Here is a 23,344-nt window from a genome sequence, read left to right on the forward strand (position 1 = left end):
TCCTCTTAACGACATGAATTTAATCAGTATTCAGCCTGTTTCGGAGCTGGCACATGGCTTGCGGGTATCTTTGGCTTGTCGTAGTACACGACGCATCACAAATTCTCGCATCGCCACCAATGGAGACGTGCCATGCCCCCGCTGAAAAAGCTCGCCCTGGCCACCGCCACCACCATCGCTTTGGGCTTGACTCCACTCATGGGCAATGCTGCCCAGAATGACCTGCCCACTCAATTGGCAGAAGCTCGTCAGGAAGGTTCAATCTGGACTGCCTTCGCCCTCAATCGACACCTGAGCCCTTTCAAGATCGACGTGCATGTCGAACAAGGTACTGCGCTGCTCAAGGGCAAGGTAGAGAATCAGGTGGACCGCGAACTGGCCGAACGCATTGCCCTGGACATTCAAGGCATTCAGAAGGTCGACAACCAGCTGGAAATCGACGCCAACGTTGCCGCCGAGCCGGGCACCAAGGCCAATATCGCTCAGCGCTTCGAGGACGCGACCCTCACCGCAACGGTGAAATCCAAGTTGCTGTGGAACAGCGTGACGGAGGCGTTGAACATCGACGTCGACAGCGAGGCCGGCGTGGTTACCCTCAAGGGCCGCGCGAACAGCCCCGAGGGCAAGGACCTGGCCGGTAGCCTGGCGAGCAATACCGATGGCGTGACCAGCGTAAATAACCTGATCAGCATCAGTGCCGCCGACTCCATCGCGTCGCGCACCGATCCCCAGACCAGCAACCCCGCCGAGCAGCTCAGCGATGTCTGGATCACCAGCAAGGTGAAATCCAGCCTGATTTATAGCCGTAATCTGGACGGCATGAACATCAAAGTGGAGACCAGGGACGGCCTGGTTACCCTCAATGGCGTGGTCGCCAACTTCGCCGAAAAAGAGCTGGCCGTTGAAATCACCCGCAACATCCGGGGCGTCAAGGGCGTGAATGCCGATGCGCTCAAGGTGATGGCACGCAGCACAGGCTGATACGGCTCATAGACAGGGATCATGCAAAACGCACGACGCTAAATGTTTAATCGTGCAGGATGCTCGCAGGAAGATTCCCACGACAATCGTAACATACTGATTTTATTGATATTTTTATTTAAAAAAAGCTGGCATGCAGGCTGCAATAACTCCTTCAAGCAAGGCCGGGATGTATCGGCCCAAACAAGATTGATTGCCACCCAGGTGGAAGGAGCTTCTGATGAACAGCCTGCATTTTGCCAAATCAAAGGTTTCCCCAGCGCACCTGCAACAAGGCCTGTTTCTGAGCCTTGCGCTGTTGATCACCTTGATCGTGGTTCAGCAGGTCGTCCATTGGACATCCGTCGTCCAGACCGCTCCGGTCAACCCAATTTCCATGATCCATCACACCCCGTTCACCGCAGTGACCGCACCCGCTACCAAGGACGCGGCGCTGAGCTTCACGTCTGTGGAAAACCAGGCGGCAGCCAAAGAAGTGGGTGAAATGCCGCAACGTCAAAGCTGGATCTTCTGATCCCTCTGTTGCTTACCCGATTTAAAACGCAAAGAAGGAGATTCACCATGTTGAGTTGGGCTATCACGTTTCTGATCATCGCCATTGTCGCTGCCGTACTGGGCTTCGGTGGTATAGCAGGCACTGCAACCGGTATCGCGAAGATCCTGTTCATCGTGTTCCTGGTGATGTTCGTAGTGTCGTTCTTCTTTGGTCGTCGCGGTCGAGGCTGAACATGTTGACTCGTTGGCAGTCACTGGTCGCCGCCCTGCTACTGGGCGGCAGCGCCAGCGCCATGGCAGGCAATGACGGGCAATTTCGGGTCAATGAGCTGCTGCATGCAGCTCCCGAATACCGTGACACCTGGACGAGTCTGGTCAGGCGTGAGGAACGTCTACCCGATTGGGTGATCAATCTCTCCGGTGCCAGTACCGAACAGATGTCGGCCACAACTGAAAAGGGCAAGAAATACCTGGTTGGCCCGCTGTGTGAAACAGCGGACAGTTGCCGAAACAAGCGTCTGATCGTGGCCTTCAGTTTCGACAAGCAGAGTGCCTATGCGATGCTGGTCGAGGTGCCTGCCGGCCTGCCGGCGGACAAGTCGCCGACTCGCCATGACACCATTCGTTATCTGGGCAAACCCAATGAGGGCATGCAGGCTCTGTTGCAAGAAGAGCTGCGTAAAGACCCGAACTGGTACTGAATCACGACGAGAGCACATTGTGCTCTCCGAACGCTGCGCCACCCGAGGACGGTGCGCGCATGACCAGGGGGCCGGGATGCGCTGATGATGTTGGTCGGCGTGACCTAGGGGCACAGGGAGTGCCTCCGATGAGGGCCAGGTCAGGTGAGGCGGTGGGACCGGTTTAAGCCGTATGGACGTCAATGACCTCTTTGCGGTCAAGCCGGTCCTGCTCGACCTTATCAAGCAGCTACTGCACGGGTTGACCTCAAGTAAAATCAGCCACTTATCGAGAAACTTTGTCCTCGCGCGGCATCGGCGGGATGACGTTCTTTATTTGAAATACATTTCTTGTTCCTTTCCCTTGCCACGCTACAGGCGACGTTTTAGCCAGCCTGAAGCCGAATAGCGGCATTTCGTCACCCCCTCCCTGCCTCCGCCCCAAGCATTGCTCGCCCTACAACATTATGCCGATTCGGCATAGGGTAGTCATTTACGGCATTAGACGCACCCCGCCCGCGTCGGAATAGTTGCGCCTTTTTTCGCCTGCTACGGAGCTGGGACGCTCATCTGCAGTGATCTTCAGGGTAATTCTGGATCCAGTCCGGCATTAAACAACCATGCTTTAAAACGGCACGGGAAATGTCGGTTTCAGAACACCCTGACCACTTGAAAACAAGGGTAACGATATGAAGAAGGCAAAACTGAGCCTCGCCTGGCAGATCGTCATAGGCCTGGTACTGGGTGTCGCACTGGGCGCGCTGCTCAATCACTTCAGCGCCGACAAGGCCTGGTGGATCAGCAATATTCTGCAACCGGCAGGCGATATTTTCATTCGCCTGATCAAGATGATCGTCATCCCGATCGTGGTTTCCTCGCTGATCGTCGGTATCGCCGGGGTCGGGGACGCCAAGAAGCTGGGCCGCATCGGCCTTAAAACCATCATCTATTTCGAGATCGTCACCACCGTCGCCATCCTCGTTGGCCTGGTACTGGCCAATCTGTTCCATCCGGGCAGCGGCATCGACATGAGCACCCTGGGCACTGTGGATATCTCCCAATATCAGAAGACCACTGCCGAGGTTCAGCATGATCACGCCTTTATCGCGACCATTCTCAACCTGATCCCGTCGAACATCTTCGCCGCCATCGCTCGTGGCGACATGCTGCCGATCATTTTCTTCTCGGTGCTGTTCGGCATGGGTCTCTCGGCCTTGCAGGACGAAGTACGCGAACCCCTGGTGAAAGTGTTCCAAGGCGTCTCGGAAACCATGTTCAAGGTCACTCACATGATCATGAACTACGCCCCGATCGGCGTATTTGCCCTGATCGCCGTGACCGTCGCCAACTTCGGTTTCGCCTCGCTGCTGCCACTGGCGAAGCTGGTGATACTGGTTTACGTCGCCATTGCCTTCTTCGCCTTTGTGATCCTCGGCCTGATCGCCCGCCTGTTCGGTTTCTCGGTGATCAAGCTGATGCGTATCTTCAAGGATGAGCTGGTACTGGCTTACTCCACCGCCAGTTCTGAAACCGTGCTGCCTCGGGTCATCGAGAAGATGGAAGCCTATGGCGCGCCGAAAGCCATCTGCAGCTTCGTGGTGCCCACCGGCTACTCGTTCAACCTCGACGGTTCGACCCTGTACCAGAGCATCGCGGCCATCTTCATCGCCCAGTTGTACGGTATCGACCTGTCGGTTGGCGCGCAGATCATGTTGGTGTTGACCCTGATGGTGACCTCCAAGGGTATCGCCGGCGTACCGGGCGTGTCGTTCGTGGTCCTCCTCGCCACTCTGGGTAGCGCCGGCATCCCGCTGGAGGGCCTGGCCTTTATCGCAGGCGTGGACCGCATCATGGACATGGCACGTACTGCGCTGAACGTGATCGGCAACGCCCTGGCCGTACTGGTCATCGCACGTTGGGAAGGCATGTACGACGATGCCAAGGGCCAGCGCTACTGGAACTCCCTGCCGCACTGGCGCAGCAAGGAAGCCGTTCCTGCCGGCCGCGCCGCTGCGGAATAACCCATAAAACGTTGCACACCCAAACCCCGACATCGTCGGGGTTTGTTGTTTCTGACGTGCCACCGCTATCATCGCCGCCAAGTCGCAACAACACAGATCCGTAGGAGCCGGCTTGCTGGCGATGGCATCAGCTCAGTCAATGAAAATGTTGCCTGTAATACCGCCATCGCAAGCAAGCCGGCTCCCACAGGGCCTCATTCCAAACAATGAAGGATCCGCCTGATGCTCAATGGCCTATGGCTCAGCTTTTTTCTCGTCGCAGCGGTGTCGGCACTGGCGCAATGGCTGGTGGGCGGTAATGCCGGAATCTTCGCCGCGATGGTGGAAAGCATCTTTGCCATGGCCAAGCTGTCGGTCGAAGTCATGGTCGTACTGTTCGGCACCCTCACGCTGTGGCTGGGGTTCCTGCGCATCGCCGAGCGGGCCGGGATCGTCGACTGGTTGGCCAAGGTCCTCGGGCCGCTGTTCCTGCGCCTGATGCCGGGCGTGCCAGCCGGGCACCCTGCCCTTGGCCTGATCACCCTGAACTTCGCTGCCAACGCCCTGGGCCTGGATAACGCCGCCACGCCGATCGGCCTCAAGGCCATGCGCTCGTTGCAGGAGCTCAACCCCAGCGAAACCACGGCCAGTAACGCGCAGATTCTATTCCTGGTCCTCAATGCTTCGTCGCTGACCCTGCTGCCGGTAACGATCTTCATCTACCGCGCCCAGCAAGGCGCCGTGGACCCGACCCTGGTGTTCTTGCCGATCCTGCTGGCGACCAGTGCCTCGACGCTGGTTGGCCTGCTGTCGGTGGCTTTCATGCAGCGCCTGCGCCTTTGGGATCCGGTGGTGCTGGCCTACCTGGTACCCGGCGCATTGGTCCTGGGCGGCTTCATGGCGCTGCTGGCGACCCTGTCGGCCACCGCCCTGGCGAGCCTGTCATCGATCCTCGGCAACCTGATGATGTTCGGCCTGATCCTGTTGTTCCTGATCGTCGGCGCGCTGCGCAAGGTCAAGGTTTACGAGATGTTCGTCGAAGGCGCCAAGGAAGGCTTCGACGTCGCCAAGAGCCTGCTGCCCTATCTGGTGGCGATGCTCTGCGCGGTGGGCGTGTTACGCGCCTCGGGAGCATTGGACTTTGGCCTGGAAGGCATTCGTCACGTGGTGCAGTGGCTGGGTCTGGACACCCGTTTCGTCGATGCCCTGCCCACCGCATTGGTCAAACCGTTCTCCGGCAGCGCCGCTCGGGCGATGCTGATCGAAACCATGAAAACCCAGGGTGTGGACAGCTTCCCGGCGCTGGTCGCGGCGACGATTCAGGGCAGTACCGAAACCACGTTTTATGTCTTGGCGGTTTACTTCGGTGCCGTCGGTATCCAGCGCGCCCGGCATGCGGTGGGCTGCGCCTTGCTGGCGGAGCTGGCCGGGGTGATTGCGGCGATTTTTGTCTGCTATTGGTTCTTTGGGGCTACCGCGTAAATCCCGCCGCGCACAATTGTGGGACCGGCTTTAGCCGGGAAGGGGCCAGGACAGCCGATAGAAATGTATTGGCCGGATCGACGTCTTCCCGGCTAAAGCCGGTCCCACAACGTTCACGGGGTTTTCGGCAGGGCAACGTAATGCTTGCGCCCCTCCTGCAACGTCCAATCCAATACCTGCCACGCCAGTTCGTTGCTCGCAGCGTCGAAAGCCGTAACCACAGCCGGCACTTCCTTGCCCTTGGCCGGCTGACGGACTTCGAAGCGGCGGCTGGCGACAATGCGTTGCCGATCGTCGACCAATCGCGCGTCGTAGCGAATCACCACCTCAATCGCCGAGCCCCGGTATTCGCTCTGGAAGGCCAGCAGGTCGCCATTCAACTCAAAATCCGCCTGCAGATTATTGTCATCGGTGCTGACAGCCTGTATCCGATGGTCGGTGACGAACAGGTCGCGAATCTGGTTACGCAGCATCAGCGGCCCGGCATCGCTCCAGCGCGCGCCCTTGTAGCTGCTGATCATGTTGTCCTGGGGCACGACGGCGATACGCGGGCTGTCCAGGGCCTCGCTGGCCTTGGGCCGGTCGATACGCAGCGACCAGCGCACCAGTTCGTTGTTGCCGGTCAAGCGCGAGTACGGTCCACCGCGCAACTGATAGACATCCATCGGCTCGGCAGGCGGCAGTATCGAACAGGCGCTGGACAGCGCCATCGCACCCGCAATCAAACAGCGGCCTACGACTGTTTTCAGGCCTGTCATGGTTCAAACTCCTTGTTCTTGTCACGCCCGAGCAAATAGCCGCTGGGGTTGGCTTCCAGACGTTTGGACACCGCCCGCAGCGAGGCCAGGGTCTCGCGCAATTCGTTGATCGCCGGGCCCAGATCATTCAGGCCTTGCATGCCGCTGTCCAGGGACTGACGGTTGTCCTTGAGCAGGCTGTTGATGGTCGCCGTACTCTGGGCCAGGGAATTCATCGCCTGTTCGGCACTGCTGAACGCCTGCTTGCCCTCATTGTTGAGCAGGCCGCCAGCACTGCGCATCAGCCCGGCCGTCTGTTCCAGGGTGGCGCTGGCCTGCTTGCTGAGCTGGCCCATCTGCTTGAGGGTCTGACGAATGTCGTCGCGCTGCTCGGCTACGGCGCCGGTGGCCTGCTCCAGATGGGCGAGGGTGGCGGAGAGGTTCTGCACATTCTCGGCGGAGAACATCTGATTGGCGTTATGCAGCAGCTCGTTGATGCTGCTCATCAGGTCGTTACTGTCGTTGAGCAGCCGCGAGATGGGCGAGGGCGAGGCAATGATCACCGGAAGGCGCCCGTCGAGGCCGATCAGCTCCGGGCTTTGCGGCGTACCACCGCTGAGCTGGATGATCGAGGTGCCAGTAATACCGGTCAGCGCCAGCTTGGCCTGGGTGTCCTGCTTGATCGGGGTCTCGCCGACCAGGCGAATTTGCGCCAGCACCCGGCGCGGGTCCTTGGGGTCCAGACGCAACTGCATCACGCTACCGACCGTGATGCCGCTGTACTGCACGGCGCTGCCCTTGGTCAGGCCGGTCACCGCCTCGTTGAACACCACTTCGTAATCCTTGAAGGCGCTGTCGACGCTGGACTTGGCCAGCCACAGGCCGAACAGCAGCGCCGCCGCCACCACGATCACAGTGAACAGGCCGATCAAGACATGATGGGCACGGGTTTCCATCATCAAACCTCTTTGGGAAGGGACATGGCGGAGTAGGCAGCGCGCCCGCGCGGCCCGTGGAAATACTCGTGAATCCACTCATCCTTGGTCGCCGCGACCTTGTCGATGGGCGCGGCCACCAGCACGCGTTTCTGCGACAGCACCGCGACCCGGTCGGTGATGGTGTAGAGCGTGTCCAGGTCATGGGTGACCAGAAACACACTCAAACCCAGAGCATCGCGCAGAGTCAGGATCAACTGGTCGAAGGCTGCGGCGCCGATGGGATCAAGCCCCGCAGTGGGCTCGTCGAGAAACAGAATGTCCGGATCCAGGGCCAGCGCGCGGGCCAGAGCGGCGCGCTTGATCATGCCGCCGGAGAGCGACGCAGGGTACTTGTGGGCGGCCGACAATGGCAACCCGGCCAAAGCCAGCTTGACCCCGGCCAGATGCTCGGCTTCGTCGCGACTGAGCCGGGCGTGTTCGATCAAGGGAAGGGCAACGTTTTCCGTAAGCGTCAGGGAGGAAAACAGCGCGCCTTTTTGAAACAGCACGCCAAAGCGCCGTTCGACCTGGGAGCGGGCTGTCTCGGACAACTGCTGCAAATCCTCGCCGAAGACCCGGATGCTCCCGGCGCTGGGCAACTGCAGGCCGACGATGCTGCGCAGCAGTACCGACTTGCCGGTCCCCGAGCCGCCGACCACACCGAGGATCTCGCCGCGATACAGGTCAAGATCGAGGTTTTCGTGCACGCTCTGACTGCCAAACCGATTGCACAGACCACGCACTTCGATCACCGCTTCGCTGCGCGGGTGCGGATTCGTGATCACCAACCCATCTCCATGAAAAACAGTGCGGCCATGGCGTCGAGGACGATGACCACGAAAATCGATTGCACCACGCTGGAGGTGGTGTGGGCGCCGACGGATTCGGCGCTGCCGCTGACTTTAAAGCCTTCCAGACAACCAATGGCGGCGATCAGGAAAGCGAAGATCGGCGCTTTGACGATCCCCACCAGGAAGTGCTGCACGCCAATATCAGCCTGCAACAACGAAAGGAACATGGCCGGGGAAATATCCAGGGACAGGGCGCAGACCACGCCGCCGCCGATGATGCCGCAGATCATTGCCAGAAAGGTCAGCAACGGCAGGGAAATCAGCAAGGCCAAGACCCGCGGTGCGACCAGCAACTCCACCGGACTCAGGCCCAGGGTGCGAATCGCGTCGATTTCTTCGTTGGCCTTCATCGAGCCGATCTGCGCGGTAAAGGCACTGGCAGTGCGCCCCGCCATCAGGATCGCGGTCAGCAGCACGCCAAACTCGCGCAGGAAGGAGAACGCCACCAGGTCAACGGTGAAGATACTGGCACCGAAGGTTTTCAACACCGTGGCACCGAGAAACGCCACCACGGCGCCGACCAGAAAGGTCAGCAGCGCTACGATAGGCGCGGCATCGAGGCCGGTCTGTTCGATATGGGTGATCACCGACGTCATGCGCCAGCGCTTGGGGCGGGGCAGGTTGAACACCACGGTTTGCAGGATCAGGCCGATAAACCCCAGCAGTTGCAGGGTGTCCGTCCAGACCTTGTCCACCGCGCAGCCGATACGCGAGAGCAACTGTACGCCGACGGCAATTTCCGGCTCTTTGACCGGGGCGCAATAATCACACAAGGCCGACTGAATGGTTTGCAGCAGAGCGCGGCTGGACAGGGGCAGTTCCGGAGCATTCACCGCCAGCCGGGCCAGACGGTCGGCGCCGAGCAACTCCACCAGCAGCGAAGCGCCGGCCGTATCCAGCGCATGCAAACGACTCATATCCACCGGCACGCCGGCATCGTAGTTGCCACCAAGGGCGTCGGTCTGGCGCTTCAGAACCCGGTAGTGCGGCAGTGTCCAGTCGCCGTCGATACGCAGCTGTGCGGGCTGGGTAGAGGTATCCAGCACGGCGCTGCCTGCCCGTTCAGGGGCAGTGGCTGCCGGAGATTGGCCATGTGCGGTCAGCGTGTGCGTGGTCATGGGACCTCTAGTTCGTCGGAGCGTCTGCCTTGTCAGGGGCCGAATAGTCGCGCGGCTTCAGGCCCAGGGGTTTGACCACAGGGCTGGTTACCGCGGGCTGGTCGCCGTCAACCACGTCAAAGCGCAGCACGCCGATCATTTGTCCGTCTTCAGTCAACACCCGAACCTGCCAGTGGCCGATGATATCAGCCGGAAAATTCTGCTTGTGTGTCCACGCACGATAGCCTTCTTTGCGCCCGCCATGAATGTTCATGGCAATCCGATCCATCTCCACGCCATCCCGGGACCAGACGTGGAAAATCTGCTCGTCCAGGCCGCGCGGCGCGTTGATCGAGGTATAGGCATAAAGGCCGCCACTGCGCATCTGATTGGCGCTGATCTGCTGGACGTTATCACCGGGCGTGCGGTTCTTTTCATCGAAGGTGGTACTGACGGCGAATTCGGTCATCCACAGGGTCGCTGGCGGCACCCAGGAGCGCAGGGTCCAGCCCGCCGCGCCGATGGAAAAGGTCATCAGCACCAGTACGATGCCTCGGCGCCAGGTATTGATGGGGAAACTCGTGGCCAGACTGGGAAACGACAGCAGCATGGCAATGCCCAGAGCCAGCTTGTAGCTCTCGGCGGTGGTCAAATGCAGGATGATCGGCAGCGCCGTCAGCAGCGCGGCGAACAGGGTCAGGGTGTGCAGGGCCATGAACAGCCAGCGCCGCGGTGCCAGCCAGTGGTAATACAGCGGGTCGGTGATGGAAATCAACCCGGCGATGCCCAGTACCGTGGTGAACACCGACTGGCCGCTGTTCCAGGTGGTAGTGATGAAGAAGAACGGCAGGACGAAAAACAGGCTTTCCTGATGGATCATCTGGGTGCCGTAGCGCAGCAGACCCTGGGGAATCTCGCGCTTGAACAACCGGGTGAACAGGGCGGTGGCACTGTTCTCGACCATCAGCCACAGCCAGCTGATCAGCATCACTGTAGCAATCCAGGTGGCCAGGCCCTGCTGTCGGTCGACCAGAATGAAGCTGCAAATCCCCGAAATGAAACCGCCCGCCGCAATCACCCCCGGATAGCGCTTCATCAGGCCAAGCACGCGGGATATGTGGGCGTTCCAATCGAGCATTCAGGCGTTCGCTTTGTCGTTACAAAAAAAGGGGCCGCAGGATAACAGCGTCTACCTGCGCTTGCGCCAGATCAGCGCCATGCACAACAGCAGCAGGCCCGCGACAGCGGCAACGAGCCAATATAAGCCGTCATAGCTCAATAGTGGCTTTTCAATGCGTGTATAGGGTGTCTGTGCCAGCAGTCGGTGCAGGGCCTGATTGGCGGTATCGACGCTGACGGCCTTGATTCGCTTGGCCGGGTCATCGAAATGCCCATCGTCGTACTCGTTCAGCGAGCCCCAATAGTAATCGGCCAGGGCGCTGTTGCCTTGCACAGCCCAGGCCTGCCTGGCGATCAGGGTCTGCTGCAGGCGGGCAAATGTGGCCGGATCCAGGCCGTCTTTATTCAGACGCTGGAGCAGGCTGTGGATGTCGTCTTCTGCTTCGTCGATGTCCCGGCGATCGAGATCCGCATTGAGGCTGAGGAAGCCGCTGTCACCAAACACCTCGCGTTCGGCCCATGGCCCGTAGGACAAACCGCTTTTGAGGCGCAGATCGCTGTACAGCGCCCAGTCGAGGTAGGCCTTGAGCAGCTCCAGGGTTTCATCGTGCTGCTCGCCCAGTTCGGGCTCCGGATAAATCAGGTGCATGCGCGCGCCGTCACCGAGCATGCCGCGCATCAGGGTGCGGCGGGTTTCGGCGTGACCATCGACGGCAGGCAAGGGCGGATGATCGGTGGGCTCCACGGCAGTCATCTGGCCAAAGGTGCGCTCCAGATAGCTCGGCAACAGGCGATCGAGATCACCGACCACAATCAGAGTCATGTTGTTGGGCGCGTACCAGCCTTTGTAGACGCCTTCGACCTGCGCCAGGGTCAGCCCGTCGGCTTCGGGGCGCTCGGCACATTTGAGCCCCAGTTCCACGGCAAGTTGGCCACTGGCGCTATGGCCAAGGTCGCGGCGGTCGAGCCAGCGTTGCAGGTGCGAGTAATGACCGCCGTCTTCACGCTCGACAATACGCCGGGCGGTGTCGAGGTCGCTCTGATCGAAGCGGGTACGGGTAAGGATCGCCAGCAGCAGGTCCAGCACCTTGCGCTGGTTCTGCGCCGGGGCTTCGATGACGAAGGTGGTGTCGGCGTTGCTGGTGAAGGCGTTCCAGTCGCCGCCCAGAGCCTGCATGCGCTCTTCCAGCGCACCTTCGCCGCCGTCGTCTATGCCGCTGAACAGCAGGTGTTCGAGCAGATGCGGCAGTTCCTTGTCTGCACAGGGGAAGTCATCGAAACCGACGCCCACCACCAGACGAATCGCCACATGGCCTTTTTCATAGCCGGGCTTGAGCAGTACCTGCAAACCATTGGGCAGGATATAGCCCTCCACCTGAAAGCGGTCGAGGGCCATCGAAGGCAATGAAATCAGCAGCAGGCAAGCGAACAGCAGGCAACGCATAAAACAGGCTTCCTTGCGGGCCAGTACGTGTAACAGACTTCAGTAGATTGTTTACGTTCACATGTTCGGGCTGTCGCATGGCAAACCGTGGCACCGGCTTTAGCCGGGAAAGGGTCGGTACATGCACTGCATATGCATGATCATCCCGACGCCTTCCCGGCTAAAGCCGTTTCCACTGCAATTCATTAGCCTACAGAGCAGGATCCGCTTCAACTTCACTGGATAGAGCGCCGGTCTCAGCTGTCTCGAGGACCGCATAGGCGCTGCTGCAGAACAGCGAATTGAGGCGTTTCATATCAGCGATCAACTCCAGGTGCAAGGAGCTGGTCTCCATGCTTTGCACCACTTTGCGCTGCAAGCGGCTGACGTGGGCATGGGCCAGACGCCGCTCCTGGGCGCGGAAGCGGCGTTTCTCGCGCAGCAACTGACGGGCACTTTCAGGGTCACCACTGAGGAATACCGACAGGCCAAGACGCAGATTGGACTGCAACTGGCTTTGCAGGTCGCTGAGTTCTTCCAGGCCGACTTCCGAGAAAGAGCGGCGTTGGGAAGTCTTCTGCTGCTGGATCTTGCGCAACATGCGCTCAATCAGACCGCTGGCCAGCTCCAGGTTGATGGTCAGCTCGATGATTTCGGCCCAGCGACGGTTGTCCTGCTCGCTGAGGTCATCCCGGGGCATCTGCGCCAGGTACAGTTTGATCGCGCTGTACAGCGCCTCGACGTCGTCATTGAGACGGCGCATTTCCTGAGTCACGGCGGTTTGCGTGCCGCGCAGCACTTCCAGCATCGACGCCAGCATGGCTTCGATCAGATCACCCATGCGCAGGGTTTCGCGCACGGCATTGGCCAGGGCAAGGCTGGGGGTCGCCAAGGCTGTCAGATCGAGATGACGGGGCTTGGCCAGGCCATTGACCTCGGCGCGCATCGGCAGGATGTTCTCGCACAGCTTCGCCATGGGCCCGACCGTGGGCAACATGAGCAGGCAGCGCAGGGTGTTGTAGCTCAGGTGGAAGCCGATGACCATATCCGACGAACTGAAGCCGAGGCTGTCCATCCATACCACCAACGGATTGAGCACCGGGGTGATGAGCACCAGCCCCAGCAGTTTGTACAGCAAGCTGCCCAAGGCCACCTGGCGCCCGGCAACGTTCTGCATGCTGGTGGTGAGAAAGGCCAGCAGGCCGCTGCCGATATTGGCACCGATTACCAGGCCGATGGCCACGTGCAGGCTGATGATGTCGGAACCGGCCAGGGTCGCAGTCAGCAATACCGCCGCGAGACTTGAGTAGGAGATCAGCGCGAACAGGGCGCCGATCAGGGCATCGAGCAGCAGGTCGCCGGTCAGCGAGGCGAACAGTACCTTGACCCCGGCCGCATGGGTGATGGGCGCGGCGGCGGTGACGATCAGTTGCAGCGCCAGCACGATCAGGCCAAGGCCGATGGCAACCCGGCCCAACTGGCCGATGCGGGTCTGCTTGCGCGACAGAAAGAAAATCACCCCGAGGAAAATCAGCAGCGGCGACAACCAGGACAGGTCGAAGGTCAGCACCCGCGACATCAACGCCGTACCGACGTCGGCACCGAGCATGATCGCCAGGGCCGGGGTCAGCGCCATCAGCCCCTGGCCAACGAAAGAGGTCGCCAGCATAGCGGTGGCGTTACTGCTCTGCACCAGTGCGGTAACCAGAATCCCGGCAATGAACGCCAGTGGCCGTTTCGACATGTTCTGGCTCAGCACACGGCGAAGCTGCGTGCCATACACGCGCAGGATGCCGGTGCGAACGATGTGAGTGCCCCAGATCAACAGGGAAACCGCCGACAATAAATCGAGCAGGGTCAGCATACGGAAAGCCCCCTGAAATGTGCCATTGGAAGGCAAGAAGATGAAGATATGGCGATGTAGAGCGCGAAGTGGGTGATGGGTTGCGCCCAACTAAGCTTTAGTTGGCCTTTAGCCAGAGCGCCAGCATGGCATAGGGAAACTTGCATTTGAAATAAATCTGTCACAAAACAAGGTTTTGTTCAGATTTTGAACAGTTTGGCGGTTACTGGAATTGATGGGCGCCGCTATTGAATTTGTCAAAAATGAAAGCCTGTGGGAGCGGATTCATCCGCGAAAACGCGATTCCAGGCGCTGAAGGTGTATCGAATGTACCGACCCCTTCGCGAATGAATTCGCTCCCACAGTTTTGGGGCGATTTATTGACCCGGTACATCCTTGCGCAGTTTCACTGGCTCGCTTTGGGCTTCCTTTTTAGCCCGGGCAGTACGCATCTTGATGTTGATGGCTTCCACCGCCAGCGAGAACGCCATGGCGAAGTACACATAGCCCTTTGGCACATGCACATCGAAGGCTTCGGCAATCAGCACGGTACCGACCACGATCAGGAACGACAGGGCCAACATTTTCAGGGAAGGGTGCTTGTCGATGAAATCACTGATGGCACCGGCGCAGAGCATCATCACCAATACCGCGACGATGATTGCCGCGATCATGACCGGTACGTTGGACACCATGCCTACCGCGGTGATGACCGAGTCCAGAGAGAACACGATGTCGATAATGGCAATCTGAATGATGGTGTAGAGGAACAGGCCGCCCTTGCCCTTGGGCTCGTCCAGGGTTTCCTCTTCGCCTTCCAGCCCGTGGTAGATCTCCTGGGAGCTTTTCCACAGCAGGAACAGGCCACCAAAGAACAGAATCAGGTCGCGTCCGGAAATGCCCTGGCCCAGGACCGCGAACAGATCGTCGGTCAGGCGCATGACCCAGGTGATCGACAGCAGCAGCATGATCCGCGTAATCATCGCCAGGGCCAGGCCGAAGAGCCGGGTACGCGGTTGCATGGCCTTGGGCATGCGGCTGACCAGGATCGAAATCATGATGATGTTATCGATGCCCAGCACGATTTCGAGGGCGGTCAGAGTCAAGAAAGCAACCCAGATTTCCGGGTTGAGCAGCCATTCCATAAGGTATTCCTTTGCACGATAAAACCCCGCTGCCGGGAGCGGCAGCGAGGCGGGTGTTGTGTATTAAAGCGTGCTGAACAGCGGGAAGATTCCCATCAGCAAGGCAGCGAGCAGGATGCACAGGCACACCAGCACAGCCCACTTGAGAGTGAAGCGCTGGTGATCACCAAACTCAATGCCGGCCAACGCGACCAACAGGTAAGTCGAAGGGACCAACGGGCTGAGCAGGTGTACCGGCTGGCCAACGATAGAAGCTCGGGCCATTTCGACCGGACTGATGCCGTAGTGGGCGGCAGCCTCGGCAAGTACTGGCAGCACGCCGTAGTAGAACGCATCGTTGGACATGAAGAAGGTGAAAGGCATACTGGCCAGAGCCGTGATGACCGCCAGGTAAGGGCCCAGGGCATCCGGGATCACCGCCAGCAGGCTCTTGGACATGGCATCGACCATGCCTGTACCCGACAGAATACCGGTGAAAATACCTGCCGCAAAGATCAGTCCGACCACCGCGAGCACGCTGCCAGCATGGGCCGCAACCCGATCCTTCTGCGCCTGCAGACAAGGGTAGTTGACGATCATGGCGATACTGAAAGCAATCATGAACAGCACCGGCAGCGGCAACAGACCCATGATCAGCGCAACCATCAAGGCCAGGGTCAGGGCGCCGTTGAACCAGATCAGCTTGGGACGACGCGCGTCAGGGAATTGCGAGACGCTGATTTCGCTGTGATCCACTTCATCGCCGACGACGTGCAGCTCACCAAGGCGAGCACGCTCACGTTTGCCGTAGAAGTAGGCGATGACCAGGATCGCCACGACACCAGCCAGCATCGCCGGAATCATCGGCACGAAAATCGCCGAAGGGTCGACATGCAGCGCACTGGCCGCCCGTGCGGTAGGGCCGCCCCAAGGCGTCATATTCATCACGCCACCGGCCAGAATGATCAGACCGGCCATGATCCGCGGGCTCATGCCGATGCGGCTGTACAGCGGCAGCATGGCGGCCACGCAGATCATGTAGGTAGTGGCGCCGTCGCCATCAAGAGACACCACCAGGGCCAGCACGGCAGTACCTACCGAGACCTTGACCGGGTCACCCTTGACCAGTTTGAGGATCTTGCGCACGGCCGGGTCGAACAGGCCGGAATCGATCATCAATGCGAAGTAGAGAATGGCGAACATCAGCATGACGCCGGTTGGCGCCAGCTTGGTGATACCGGTGAGCATCATCGGGCCGATGTCGGCACCAAAGCCGCCGAACAGGGCAAAAATGATCGGTACCAGGATCAGGGCAATCAGCGCAGACATGCGCTTGCTCATGATCAGGTACATGAAAGCCACGACCATGGCAAAGCCGAGGAAGGTCAGCATAGGAATACTCCAGGCGTTACGCGATTTGAAAACAGCGAAAGAAGCGAATCAGCTCAGGATGAGCGGCGCATGGAGTCGGAATGGGGGACAAGCAAATAGAGAGGAAGTAGCGGACATCAGCATCACCATTATTTTTGTGAGCGTCGGTCTGTTGCCGACGATGGTGTGATGCTAAAGGGACAAGCTTTCAGCCAGCTTTCGCTTCGGAAAATTCTTACAAAAGCTCAAGAATATGATGACGTGATTTGTGGGAGCGAATTCATTCGCGAAAGCGGCATTCCAAACCATCGAGATGTATTGGGTGTACCAACTTCTTCGCGAATGAATTCGCTCCCACAAGTATTTCTCAAAGCAATTGAATCAATGCCCGAACTGTGAGGCCAGTTCGCGCAGCAGCACTTCGGCTTCCAACACTTTGGCCACGGCTTCTTCAGCCTTTTCCCGGGTCAGGTGCAGGCGCTCGAACAGTTCGTCAGGAATGTCCTGCTTCGGTCCCGTGCCGATATTGTGGTTGCGCAGCATGCGCACCGACAGGAAAACCAGGTTGGCGTACTTGTGGTGATCGCCCGCGTAGTACGGGTCGTGCTGGAAGCGCAGGGCGGTGGACAGTTCTTCCGGCATATCCCAGTAGCGCATCAGCCAGGCGCCGATCTGCTCGCGGCTGATGCCCAGCAAATGCTGCTCGACGTAGCTGTGATGCAGATGCGGATTGACCTCCAGCTGGCGGCAGATCAACGAGAAATGCGGCGGGAATACATGGGCAAGCAACAGGTAACCGAAGTTGTGCAGCAGGCCGGCCAGGTAGGTCAGGCCGCCCTCCGGACGCTCAGGGCGCGGAATGGCGCGGGTCAGGCCTTCGATGACAGCAGCGGTGTAGATCGACTGCTGCCAGTACGGCGTGGTCTGTTGCGGGTGATCCTTGGGCAGGCTAAGGGTCTTGCCCAACGCCAGGCCCAGGGCCAGGTTGATCACCAGATCGAAGCCCAGCACGCGCACGATGGCGTCCTCTACCGAGCGGATCTTGCCGGTGGAGGCGTAGTAAGGCGATGCCGCCCAGCTGACCACTTGTGCAGCCAGGGCCGGGTCGGTTTCTACCACGCCGGTGATGTCATCGATGGTTGCATCGGGATCGACCCGCAGCTTGATGATTTTCTGCGCGGTGCCAGCCAGTGGCGGTATTTCCAGAGTCGATTCCAGACGCTGCTGAATACGCCGGGCAGTAAAGGCGTTTACGGCAGAGTGAATCTCCTGGCCGTCATCGTGAGGACGATCAAGGTTTGGAGAAATCTTGTCCAGCGGCTCGCCGAAGTTGGCGGCGCTGGCTTTGCTGAGCATGCTCTTGAAGTCTTCGCTGGTGATTTCCAGCAGCAGGCCGGGCTCACCCGAATCGATCAGCAGGCAAGGCTCCTGAAGCATTTGCTCGTCGTAGAGGCAAGGCGAACTGGTCAGGGCCGGGATACCGGGCAAAATGCGCAGGCTGTGCTTGCTGAGCATGCTCATCAGGCGCGCGTAGGGCACAGCCTTGAGATCGCGACCGGTCAGCTCGGTCACCCGCTTGAGATCCAATAGCTGGTTTTGGCAGAACAGGATCAGCAGAGCGCCGACGGCGTCCTCAACCAGCACTGCCTGAACCTTGCGCGCCGCAGGAAGGCCGGCATCGTCCACGACTTCGTTGTAACTGATGCCCAGCTTGCCTAGCAAAGTCCGGATAACGGACGGGGCATGGTGGTCGTCTGCAACGTGAGCAACTTCTGTCATGATCTTTGTCCAATTTCCTACAATCGCCGAAGTATACCCGGCTTGGTTATTGTGGGCCTCACTCCTTGTTCAGGCATAGACGTGCGTCACACCTGGCCGTATTGCTGTCCGTGCCGCAACCAGCGAGCCAAAAGTGGGCTGACATGGTGGGGCCAGTGTTCGAGCAAGACTTGAGCGGCATCGCGAACGGCAGGAAGCAAATCCGCGTCACGCATCAAATCGGCAACTTTGAATTGCAGCAAGCCCGTCTGTCGGGTACCGAGCATCTCACCCGGACCACGTAGCTCGAGATCTTTCTCGGCAATGACAAAGCCGTCATTGGTTTCGCGCATGATCCCCAGGCGCTGGCGGCCGATCTGCGACAGCGGCGGATGGTACAGCAGCACGCAATGGCTGGCCGCACTGCCCCGGCCCACTCGGCCGCGCAGCTGGTGCAATTGAGCCAGGCCAAGACGCTCGGGGTTCTCGATGATCATCAGGCTGGCGTTGGGCACATCGACCCCCACCTCGATCACAGTGGTCGCTACCAGCAACTGCAAGTGTCCCTGCTTGAATTCAGCCATGACCGCCGCTTTTTCCACAGGCTTCATGCGCCCGTGGATCAAGCCAACGCGCAGCTCGCCCAACGCACTGCTCAGTTCCTCGAAGGTCGTTTCTGCGGCCTTGCAGGTCAGCTCTTCTGACTCCTCGATCAATGTGCAAACCCAATAGGCCTGCCGTCCCTCTGCACACGCTGCCCGTACACGCTCGACGACTTCCACCCGGCGACTGTCGGCGACCAGTACTGTATTGACCGGCGTACGCCCCGGCGGCAGCTCATCGAGGATTGAAGTGTCGAGGTCGGCGTAGGCGCTCATGGCCAGAGTCCGGGGAATCGGCGTGGCCGTCATGATCAGCTGATGCGGGCACATCCGCCCGCCGACACCTTTATTACGCAGGGCCAGACGCTGCTGTACGCCGAAACGATGCTGCTCGTCGATGATCACCAGAGCCAGGTTCTTGAACTGCACCTCATCCTGGAACAGCGCGTGGGTGCCGACCACCATCGGCGTGCCACCGACAATCTGTTCCAGGGAGGCCGCCCGGGCCTTGCCCTTGAGCTTGCCTGCCAGCCAGGCCGTCTCGATACCCAAAGGCTCGAGCCAGCGCTTGAAGTTGATGTAGTGCTGCTCGGCAAGAATCTCGGTCGGCGCCATCAGTGCTACCTGATAACCGGCCTCCAGCGCTTGCAGGGCGGCGAGGGCAGCGACCACGGTCTTGCCCGCGCCGACGTCACCCTGGATCAGGCGCAGCATGGGCTCCGGCTGGCTCAGGTCGTAAGCAACTTCGTTACCAACCCGCTGTTGCGCGCCCGTGGGCGGGAACCCGAGGTTGGCGAGGAATTTTTTCGGCAGTTTCTTCGCGATGGGCAAGGCCGGCGCACGCAAGGAGCGCAGGCTTTCGCGCAGGCGTTGCTGGGATAACTGGTGAGTCAGCAGCTCTTCAAAGGCCAGACGATGCTGCGCCCAGTGGTGACCGAGGGCCAGCTCTTCAACATCGGCGTCGGCGGGCGGGTGATGCAGGTAACGAATGGCGTCGGCCAAGGGCGCCAGTTGGTAGTCCCGGGCCAGGGCTTCGGGCAGCCAGTCCGGCAGACTCTGCGGCCCGAGCATCTCCAGGCTTTGCTGGCATAACTGGCGCAGGCGTTGCTGGGTCAGGCCTTCGGTGAGCGGATAGATTGGCGTGAGGGTCTGGGCGACAGGTGCCGGCTCATCGCCAGTCAGCGCGCGGTACTCGGGGTGATAGATTTCCAGCCCCGACGCGCCGGGGCGAGCCTCGCCAAAACAGCGCAAGTGTGTGCCGCGCTTGAGGCCTTCCTTCTGGGCATTGCTGAAGTGATAGAAACGCAGACTCAGCACACCGGTGCCATCGCCCATGCGCACCAGCAGGCTGCGGCGCTTGCCCATCATTACATCGGCGCCGCTGACCACCCCTTCGACCACCGCATCCTGCCCCGGCCGCAACTGCCCGATGGGCACGACACGGGTACGATCCTGATAACGCAATGGCAGGTGGAACAACACATCCTGCAGATTTTCCAGCCCCACTCTGGCCAGTTTCTCGGCCATGGCCTCGCCGACACCCTTGAGCGCCGTGACCGAGACCTCTGACAACTCAGTCATGTCGCGGCAGTGCTCACTTCTTTGGGCCTTGCGACCGAGCACAGGCGTACCGAGTCCGCGAGGATTTCGATGGCCTTGGGCCGCGGGAAGCTGGCGCGCCAGGCAATGGCGACGGTACGGAACGGTACCGGCGGCGTCAGGGGCCGAACTTCGATAACGCCAGCAGCATAGTGATGGCTGTCCACCGCCGACAACGGCAGGATCGAAATCCCCAGACCGGAGGCGACCATGTGGCGGATGGTTTCCAGCGAGCTGGACTCGACCGTGGTGTGCTTGGCACCTTCGCTGCCCTTGGTCAGGGTCGGGCAGGCTTCCAGCACCTGGTCGCGGAAGCAGTGACCTTCGCCCAACAGCAGCAGGCTCTTGTCATTGAGGGCCGAGGCGTCAATGGTCTCCTTCTGTGTCCACGGATGATCCGCAGGCATCAAGACATAGAAAGGCTCGTCATACAGCGGCAGGGTCAGCACATCGGCTTCGTTGAACGGCAGCGCAATAATGATCGCGTCCAACTCACCATTGCGCAGCTTGTCGCGCAGCACATGGGTGAAGTTTTCTTCGATATACAACGGCATCTGCGGCGCCACCCGATGCAGTTGCGGGATCAGGTGCGGGAACAGGTAAGGGCCGACGGTGTAGATGGCGCCGACCTTGAGCGGTGCGGTCAGCTGGTTCTTGCCGGCCTGGGCCAGTTCACGAATGCCCTGGGCTTGCTCGAGGACCTTTTGTGCCTGGGCGACAATGCCTTCGCCAACCGGAGTCAGGCGCACGGCACTCTTGCTGCGCTCGAAAATCAGCACACCGAGTTCATCTTCCAGCTTTTTCACGCCCACCGAGAGTGTCGGCTGGCTGACGTGGCAGCGCTCGGCGGCATGGCCGAAGTGCTGTTCCTGAGCGAGGGTAACGATATAGCGCAATTCTGTGAGAGTCATAGCGTGCGTCCATGAAGTTGCGGCCCCAGCATAGCGGCTGCAATCGATAGACGCACGTTATCAACAGCACTGTTTTACATCAAAAGGACATTTGAGAGCAGTTGTTGCCGTTTCAGCATGGGCACTGAAACGGCAACAATACCCTTAGCGGCGATCCAGGGAGTAAACGAACGGCGCGAGAATCTCGATGGTACCGTTGTTCAAATCTTCCTTGGGTGGCTTGGGCACCGGCTGGGCGCGACGGATCATCTCCAGCGTGGCGCGATCCAGGGCCGGACTGCCGGAGCTGCCGGCGATCGAGTAAGACAATATGTTGCCTTCGGCATCAACGACGAAGCGCAACCGGGCAATCCCTTGGGTACCACGACGACGAGCGTCTTCCGGGTACTTCTTGAACTTGCTCAGGTGCTGCAGCAGCTCACCTTGCCAACTTGGCAATGCGCTGCTCGGTGGCGATGGCGGCGCGGCCTGGGGCGCAACCGGTTTGGCCGGGCTTGGCGGTGCCGGAGGCGTATCCACGGGCGTTTCTTCAGCCGGTTTTTCCTGGGGCGGCTCGGGCTTCTTCTGCGGCTTGGGTGGCTGCGGTTTCGGCTTGGGCTTTGGCACAGGCTTGGGAATGGCGATTTCCGGCTTCGGCGCCTCGACCAGCTTGGGCATGGGCGGCTCTTCCACTGGCGTCGGCGGCGTTGGTGGCTGAACGACCTTGGGCGGTGGTGGCGGCGCAGGCTCCGGTATCGGGGCCAGCTCCACCATCATGGGCGCGGGGGGAAGTTCCACGGCCTGAGTGGCCGGCCAACGAAGCGCCAGGATAATCGCAACGGCATGTATCAGCAGGACCACAATCAGGCTGCCGCCATAGCGCGTCATTTGTTGGCGCATCGTGATCATTTCTTGCCAGCCGTCTCGAGGCCCACCAGACCGACCTTCAGATAGCCCGCACTGCGCAGAGCATTCATCACGTCCATCAGGTCGCCGTAGTCCACGCCTTTGTCCGCCTGGAAGAAGATCGTGGTGTCCTTCTTGCCATGGGTCTTGGCGTCCAGGACAGCACCGAGTTGCTCACGGGTGACCTTATCGTCGCCCAGATACAGGTTCTGGTCAGCCTTGACGCTGAGGAAAACCGGCTTCTCGGGTCTGGGCTGGGGCTTGGCGGTGGAAGCGGGCAGGTCGACCTTGATATCGACCGTGGCCAGTGGCGCCGCCACCATAAAGATGATCAGCAACACCAACATCACGTCGATAAACGGCGTTACGTTGATTTCGTGGTTTTCGGCGAGATCATCGCCACCTTCGTTTAAATGCAGGCCCACGGCTTAGCCCACCTTGACCATGTGCGGTTGTTCTTTGCGCTCTGGTGGCAGGTGGTCCAGGTCGCGGCTGACCAGCAGCAGAACCTGTGCCGAGGCATCCGAGACCTGAGCCTTGTAGCCGGCGATGGAGCGGGCGAAGACGTTGTAGATGACCACCGCAGGAATGGCCGCTACCAGGCCCAGGGCAGTTGCCAGCAATGCTTCGGCAATACCCGGTGCGACGACGGCGAGGTTGGTGGTCTGGGTCTTGGCGATACCGATGAAGCTGTTCATGATGCCCCAGACCGTACCGAACAGTCCCACGAATGGCGCGGTGGAACCGATGGTGGCGAGAACGCCGGTGCCGATGCTCATGTTGCGGCCACAGGCGGCAACCAGACGCTCCAGACGGAAGCTGACACGCTCCTTGATGCCCTCGCGCTCGCGGCTGTTGACCGACAGACGCATTTCTTCCATGGCATCTTGCACCAGCAAGTGCGCCAGGGTGCCTTCGCGGCTGGCGTGTTCGCTGGCTTCGTTAAGGGTGCGCGAGCGTTTGAGCAGGGCGATATCCTTGCGCAGACGACGCTTGGCGCCGATCAGTTCGAAACCCTTGGCGATCCAGATGGTCCAGGTCAGGATCGAGGCAATGGCCAGACCGATCATGACCGCCTTAACGACCAGGGCAGCATTCTGATACATGCCCCATGGCGACAGGTCATGGGCCATGCCGAGGCTGTTGGCGCCTTCTTCCGGCAGGGTTTGAAGGGTTTCGACCGGCGCGGCAGCCGACGACTCGCCGGCAGCAACAGGGGCTGCTGCGGGAGCCGCTGGCGCTGCTTCGCCATGAGCGGCGGGCGGTGTCGAGGTGGTCGTCTCATCGGCCAGGGCAACAGGCGCGAGCATCATGCTCAACACAAATGCTGCGATACCCCCCCAGACGCGACGAGCGCTAGGTGGGTTGGTTGGCGAAGCGGAGGATTGAATACGTGTCATGCTGGCCTG

At 60.1% G+C, this 23,344-nt stretch carries 21 protein-coding genes; 6 read left to right on the forward strand and 15 right to left on the reverse strand.

What is annotated here, in order from left to right:
* Positions 1-132 precede the first annotated feature (132 nt).
* From ACCD02_RS00510 to ACCD02_RS00535, 6 genes are all read left to right on the forward strand, one after another.
* On the forward strand, positions 133-981 hold the full coding sequence (locus tag ACCD02_RS00510) for a BON domain-containing protein (RefSeq protein WP_413297984.1): 849 nt from the start codon (positions 133-135) through the stop codon (positions 979-981).
* Between the two features lie 220 nt (positions 982-1,201).
* Positions 1,202-1,495, forward strand: a complete 294-nt coding sequence (locus ACCD02_RS00515; protein ID WP_413297985.1) for a hypothetical protein — start codon at positions 1,202-1,204, stop codon at positions 1,493-1,495.
* 47 nt (positions 1,496-1,542) lie between these two features.
* A complete protein-coding gene (locus tag ACCD02_RS00520) occupies positions 1,543-1,707 on the forward strand; it encodes a DUF1328 domain-containing protein (protein WP_025257796.1) in 165 nt (54 codons plus the stop codon).
* Positions 1,708-1,709: 2 nt separating this feature from the next.
* Positions 1,710-2,177: an inhibitor of vertebrate lysozyme family protein gene (locus ACCD02_RS00525; RefSeq protein ID WP_413297986.1), complete on the forward strand. Its 468-nt coding sequence runs from the start codon at positions 1,710-1,712 to the stop codon at positions 2,175-2,177.
* Between the two features lie 668 nt (positions 2,178-2,845).
* The gene (gltP, locus tag ACCD02_RS00530; RefSeq protein ID WP_413297988.1) at positions 2,846-4,177 is read left to right on the forward strand and encodes a glutamate/aspartate:proton symporter GltP; all 1,332 of its coding nucleotides are present in this window, start codon (positions 2,846-2,848) and stop codon (positions 4,175-4,177) included.
* A gap of 222 nt (positions 4,178-4,399) precedes the next feature.
* Positions 4,400-5,638: a nucleoside recognition domain-containing protein gene (locus ACCD02_RS00535; protein ID WP_413297989.1), complete on the forward strand. Its 1,239-nt coding sequence runs from the start codon at positions 4,400-4,402 to the stop codon at positions 5,636-5,638.
* A 113-nt stretch (positions 5,639-5,751) separates the two neighbouring features.
* Here ACCD02_RS00535 and ACCD02_RS00540 read toward each other — a convergent pair whose 3' ends face one another.
* The 15 genes from ACCD02_RS00540 to exbB all read right to left on the reverse strand — a co-directional run bounded on the left by ACCD02_RS00540 (position 5,752) and on the right by exbB (position 23,335).
* A complete protein-coding gene (locus tag ACCD02_RS00540; protein WP_413297991.1) occupies positions 5,752-6,396 on the reverse strand; it encodes an ABC-type transport auxiliary lipoprotein family protein in 645 nt (214 codons plus the stop codon).
* On the reverse strand, positions 6,393-7,331 hold the full coding sequence (locus tag ACCD02_RS00545) for an MlaD family protein (protein ID WP_413298309.1): 939 nt from the start codon (positions 7,329-7,331) through the stop codon (positions 6,393-6,395). The genes ACCD02_RS00540 and ACCD02_RS00545 overlap by 4 nt, the downstream gene beginning before the upstream one ends.
* A gap of 2 nt (positions 7,332-7,333) precedes the next feature.
* Entirely contained in the window at positions 7,334-8,134 is an 801-nt protein-coding gene (locus ACCD02_RS00550; RefSeq protein WP_413298310.1) for an ABC transporter ATP-binding protein, read from the reverse strand.
* A complete protein-coding gene (locus ACCD02_RS00555) occupies positions 8,134-9,321 on the reverse strand; it encodes an MlaE family ABC transporter permease (protein WP_413297992.1) in 1,188 nt (395 codons plus the stop codon). Before ACCD02_RS00555 ends, ACCD02_RS00550 begins: the two co-directional genes overlap by 1 nt.
* A gap of 7 nt (positions 9,322-9,328) precedes the next feature.
* Complete coding sequence (locus ACCD02_RS00560) at positions 9,329-10,438, reverse strand: DUF5924 family protein (RefSeq protein WP_413297993.1); 1,110 nt, start codon at positions 10,436-10,438, stop codon at positions 9,329-9,331.
* A gap of 51 nt (positions 10,439-10,489) precedes the next feature.
* On the reverse strand, positions 10,490-11,863 hold the full coding sequence (locus ACCD02_RS00565; protein ID WP_413297994.1) for a M16 family metallopeptidase: 1,374 nt from the start codon (positions 11,861-11,863) through the stop codon (positions 10,490-10,492).
* Positions 11,864-12,053: 190 nt separating this feature from the next.
* Positions 12,054-13,706, reverse strand: a complete 1,653-nt coding sequence (locus ACCD02_RS00570) for a Na/Pi cotransporter family protein (protein WP_413297996.1) — start codon at positions 13,704-13,706, stop codon at positions 12,054-12,056.
* Positions 13,707-14,062: 356 nt separating this feature from the next.
* A complete protein-coding gene (locus ACCD02_RS00575) occupies positions 14,063-14,830 on the reverse strand; it encodes a TerC family protein (RefSeq protein WP_413297997.1) in 768 nt (255 codons plus the stop codon).
* A 63-nt stretch (positions 14,831-14,893) separates the two neighbouring features.
* A complete protein-coding gene (locus tag ACCD02_RS00580) occupies positions 14,894-16,201 on the reverse strand; it encodes a CitMHS family transporter (RefSeq protein ID WP_413297998.1) in 1,308 nt (435 codons plus the stop codon).
* A 360-nt stretch (positions 16,202-16,561) separates the two neighbouring features.
* The gene (locus tag ACCD02_RS00585; protein ID WP_413297999.1) at positions 16,562-17,959 is read right to left on the reverse strand and encodes an aminoacyl-tRNA deacylase and HDOD domain-containing protein; all 1,398 of its coding nucleotides are present in this window, start codon (positions 17,957-17,959) and stop codon (positions 16,562-16,564) included.
* Between the two features lie 86 nt (positions 17,960-18,045).
* Positions 18,046-20,121, reverse strand: a complete 2,076-nt coding sequence (gene recG, locus ACCD02_RS00590) for an ATP-dependent DNA helicase RecG (protein ID WP_413298001.1) — start codon at positions 20,119-20,121, stop codon at positions 18,046-18,048.
* A complete protein-coding gene (locus ACCD02_RS00595; RefSeq protein WP_413298002.1) occupies positions 20,118-21,050 on the reverse strand; it encodes a hydrogen peroxide-inducible genes activator in 933 nt (310 codons plus the stop codon). Before ACCD02_RS00595 ends, recG begins: the two co-directional genes overlap by 4 nt.
* 144 nt (positions 21,051-21,194) lie before the next feature.
* A complete protein-coding gene (locus ACCD02_RS00600) occupies positions 21,195-21,938 on the reverse strand; it encodes an energy transducer TonB (protein ID WP_413298003.1) in 744 nt (247 codons plus the stop codon).
* A complete protein-coding gene (exbD, locus tag ACCD02_RS00605; protein ID WP_413298004.1) occupies positions 21,935-22,360 on the reverse strand; it encodes a TonB system transport protein ExbD in 426 nt (141 codons plus the stop codon). The genes ACCD02_RS00600 and exbD overlap by 4 nt, the downstream gene beginning before the upstream one ends.
* A gap of 3 nt (positions 22,361-22,363) precedes the next feature.
* Complete coding sequence (exbB, locus tag ACCD02_RS00610) at positions 22,364-23,335, reverse strand: tonB-system energizer ExbB (RefSeq protein ID WP_413298005.1); 972 nt, start codon at positions 23,333-23,335, stop codon at positions 22,364-22,366.
* Positions 23,336-23,344: the final 9 nt, after the last annotated feature.

This window comes from Pseudomonas sp. Pseusp88, from assembly GCF_047303955.1.
In the GTDB taxonomy this organism is placed as follows: domain Bacteria; phylum Pseudomonadota; class Gammaproteobacteria; order Pseudomonadales; family Pseudomonadaceae; genus Aquipseudomonas.